Below are 2740 nucleotides of genomic sequence, written 5' to 3'. Positions count from 1 at the left end.
GGATGCGCGCGCCGCCCAGGGCCACCGGCGCCACGCGCCGCACCTGGGGCACGCGGCGGGCCAAGGCGTCCGCGTCGTCGACGGTCAGGTCGTTGGGCGCGGTGTTGACCATGGGCGCGCCGCCGAAGGTCTCGGTCTTGCCGGGGATGGTGATCAGGAGGTTCGTGCCCAGCGAGGCGAACTCTCCGGTGACGTAGAGGCGCGCCCCCTCGCCCAGGGCCGTCAGCAGGATCACCGACGCCACGCCGATGGCCACGCCGACCAGGGAGAAGCCGGTGCGCAGACCGTGTCCGCGCAGGCTGCCGGCTGCGAAGCGGGCCATGTCGCGAGCGCGCATCTCAGCCCTCCTCGTCCGCGACGACGCTGCCGTCCAGCAGCCGGATGCGGCGCCGGGCGCGCCGGCCGATGTCCGGGTCGTGGGTCACCACCACCAGGGTCAGGCCGTCGGCGTTCATGCTTTCGAGCAGGGTGACGATCTCGCCGCCGACAGTCGTGTCGAGGTTGCCGGTGGGCTCGTCCGCGAGCAGTAGGGCGGGCTCCATCACGACCGCCCGGGCGATGGCCACGCGCTGGCGCTCGCCGCCCGAAAGCTGGTCGGGACGATGGTCGCTGCGGCCGGTGAGCCCGACCGCCTCCAGGGCGCGGGCGACCCTCTCGCGCCGCACGGGCGGCTCGACGCCGGCGAAGACCATGGGCAGCTCGACGTTCTCGGCCGCATTCAGGCGCGGCACCAGGTGGAAGAACTGGAAGACGAAACCGATACTGTGCCGCCGCACCTTCGACAGCTCGGTCTCGGAAAGGTCCGCGGTCTCGCGCCCTTCGAGGCCGTAGGAGCCGGCGTCGGGACGATCGAGGCAACCGAGGATGTTCAGCAGCGTCGACTTGCCGGAGCCCGAAGGCCCCATGATCGAGACGTACTCGCCGGACGCGATCGCCAGGTCCACCTCGCGCAGGGCGTGCACCGGGCGGTCGCCCACCAGGAACGTGCGCGAGATGCCCGCGAGCCGGATCATCGCATGCCGGGTCATCGCGCCACTTCGTCGGCCACGCGCACGCGGGCGCCCGCGCGCACCTCCATGCGGTCCAGCGAGACGACGACGCGGTCGCCCGGCTCGAGCCCCGCGATGATCTCGGTGAACTCCCAGTTGCGCAGGCCCGTCTCCACGTCGACCGAGACCAGCTCGTCGCCCACGACCACCAGCACGCGGCCGCCCTCGAGCAGGGCGTAGCTGGGGACACGCACCACGTCGTCGCGCGCGTCGAGGATCACCTCCACGTCCGCCGACAGGCCCGGCAGCAGGTTGGCGGGCAGGTCGCCGCCGGTGAATTCGGCCTCCACGGTCTGGATGCGATTCTGCTCCTTGGTGGTCTCAACGAAGGACGAGGTGTAGGTCAGGGTTCCGGCGAACGGCCGGTCGCGGAAGGCGTCCATGGTGACGCGCACCGGCAGGCCCACCACGACGCGACCCACGTCGGCCTCGTCCAGGGGCGCCTCCACGTACAGCGCGCGCGGATCGATCACGTCGATCACCGGCGGGATGAACACACCCGGCGGCGACGGCGAGATCCACTCGCCCACCTCGGCCTCGATGTCCAGGACGACGCCGTCGAAGGGCGCCGTCATGACGGTCTTGCTCAGCGTGGCACGCGCGACGGCGACCGCGGCGTCGGCCTGCTTCTCGCGCTGGCGGGCGGCGCGGCAGGCGGCGCGGGCGATGTCGTCGTTGGTGCGAGCGGTCTCCAGTTCGTGGTCGGAGACCAGGTCGCGGCCGTAGAGGTCCTCCGCGCGGCGCCGGTCGCGCCCGGCCTGGTCGGCGGCCAGGCAGGCTTCCTCGGTGGCGGCCCGCGCGGCATCCAGGGCGCGCTCGGCCAGCAGCAGGTTGGCGCGATGCTCGGCGTCGTCCAGGCGCAGCAGGACGTCGCCCTTGCGCACGGACTGGCCCTTCCTCACCGGTATGGCAGCCACCAGGCCGGACAGGCCCGGGCTCATCTCGGCCCTGTGGCGCGACTTGACGGTGCCGGCCTTGGAGTTGACCACCGTGTCCTCCACGCGCCCGCGCGCGACCTCGTGGACGGTGACCGGCACGGGCTCGGGACGGAAGAGCGTCAAACGCAGCGCGACGATCACCGCGATCAGGGCGACGAGAACCAGGATACGACGGAGCCAGCGGCGCATGGGAACCTCCCTCCGGGGTGAGCCCGGAGTGTAGGTCCAGTGGGGCGGCGGGGGCAAGGGTTGGCGGGCGGGTGGAGCGGCGAGCGGATTTCTTGATGTCATCTCTCGCCGATACCTCCACGTGGAGGAGCTCTCAACGACCAGATGAGCCGAAACCCCGCCCTGCGCAGCCACCCCGCCGATGCTGCGCCTGTTCATCCCGGTGCCGCCACGCTATAGTGGCCCACGCAACCGGGAGCGAACGCACTTGAGCAGACGCGACAACATCCTCGTCATCGCCCTCGCGGCCGCGGTCGCCGGCGCCGTCCTGCTCGTGGGCCGCCAGCCCGGCTTCGGCGTGGGTTTCCCCCTCGACGACGCCTGGATCCACATGGTCTACGGCCGGTCCCTGGCCACCGAAGGGCTGCTGGCCTACAATCCGGGCGTGCCCGCCACCGGCTGCACGGCGCCGCTGTGGACATTTGTGTTGGGGGCGATGCACGCTCTGCTGGGCGGTCTCTCCACCAACGCCGTGGTGATCGGCGTGATGGCCTGCGGCGCGATCTGCCACCTGGCGGCGGCGGC

At 71.9% G+C, this 2740-nt stretch carries 4 protein-coding genes; 1 reads left to right on the top strand and 3 read right to left on the bottom strand.

Annotated features, from left to right (window positions below):
* The 3 genes from KJ554_00020 to KJ554_00010 form a co-directional block, all read right to left on the bottom strand.
* The coding region (locus KJ554_00020) for an ABC transporter permease (GenBank protein MBU0740714.1) at window positions 1-337 on the bottom strand (337 nt) is incomplete at its 3' end.
* A gap of 1 nt (window position 338) precedes the next feature.
* Complete coding sequence (locus tag KJ554_00015) at window positions 339-1013, bottom strand: ABC transporter ATP-binding protein (protein ID MBU0740713.1); 675 nt, start codon at window positions 1011-1013, stop codon at window positions 339-341.
* Window positions 1014-1024: 11 nt separating this feature from the next.
* Window positions 1025-2176, bottom strand: a complete 1152-nt coding sequence (locus tag KJ554_00010; protein ID MBU0740712.1) for an efflux RND transporter periplasmic adaptor subunit — start codon at window positions 2174-2176, stop codon at window positions 1025-1027.
* A 247-nt stretch (window positions 2177-2423) separates the two neighbouring features.
* Here KJ554_00010 and KJ554_00005 point away from each other — a divergent pair.
* A partial coding sequence (locus KJ554_00005; protein ID MBU0740711.1) for a hypothetical protein occupies window positions 2424-2740 on the top strand: 317 nt, incomplete at its 3' end.

The organism is bacterium, from assembly GCA_018814885.1.
Lineage (GTDB): Bacteria > Krumholzibacteriota > Krumholzibacteriia > LZORAL124-64-63 > LZORAL124-64-63 > JAHIYU01.
Note: the sequence above shows the minus strand (reverse complement) of the source record. Positions and strands in the feature narration are given on the sequence as shown.

Bases quoted from the DNA above. Each gene is read 5' to 3' on its own strand.
- KJ554_00015 (MBU0740713.1), bottom strand. From the start codon at position 1,013: ATGATCCGGCTCGCGGGCATCTCGCGCACGTTCCTGGTGGGCGACCGC.
- KJ554_00010 (MBU0740712.1), bottom strand. From the start codon at position 2,176: ATGCGCCGCTGGCTCCGTCGTATCCTGGTTCTCGTCGCCCTGATCGCG.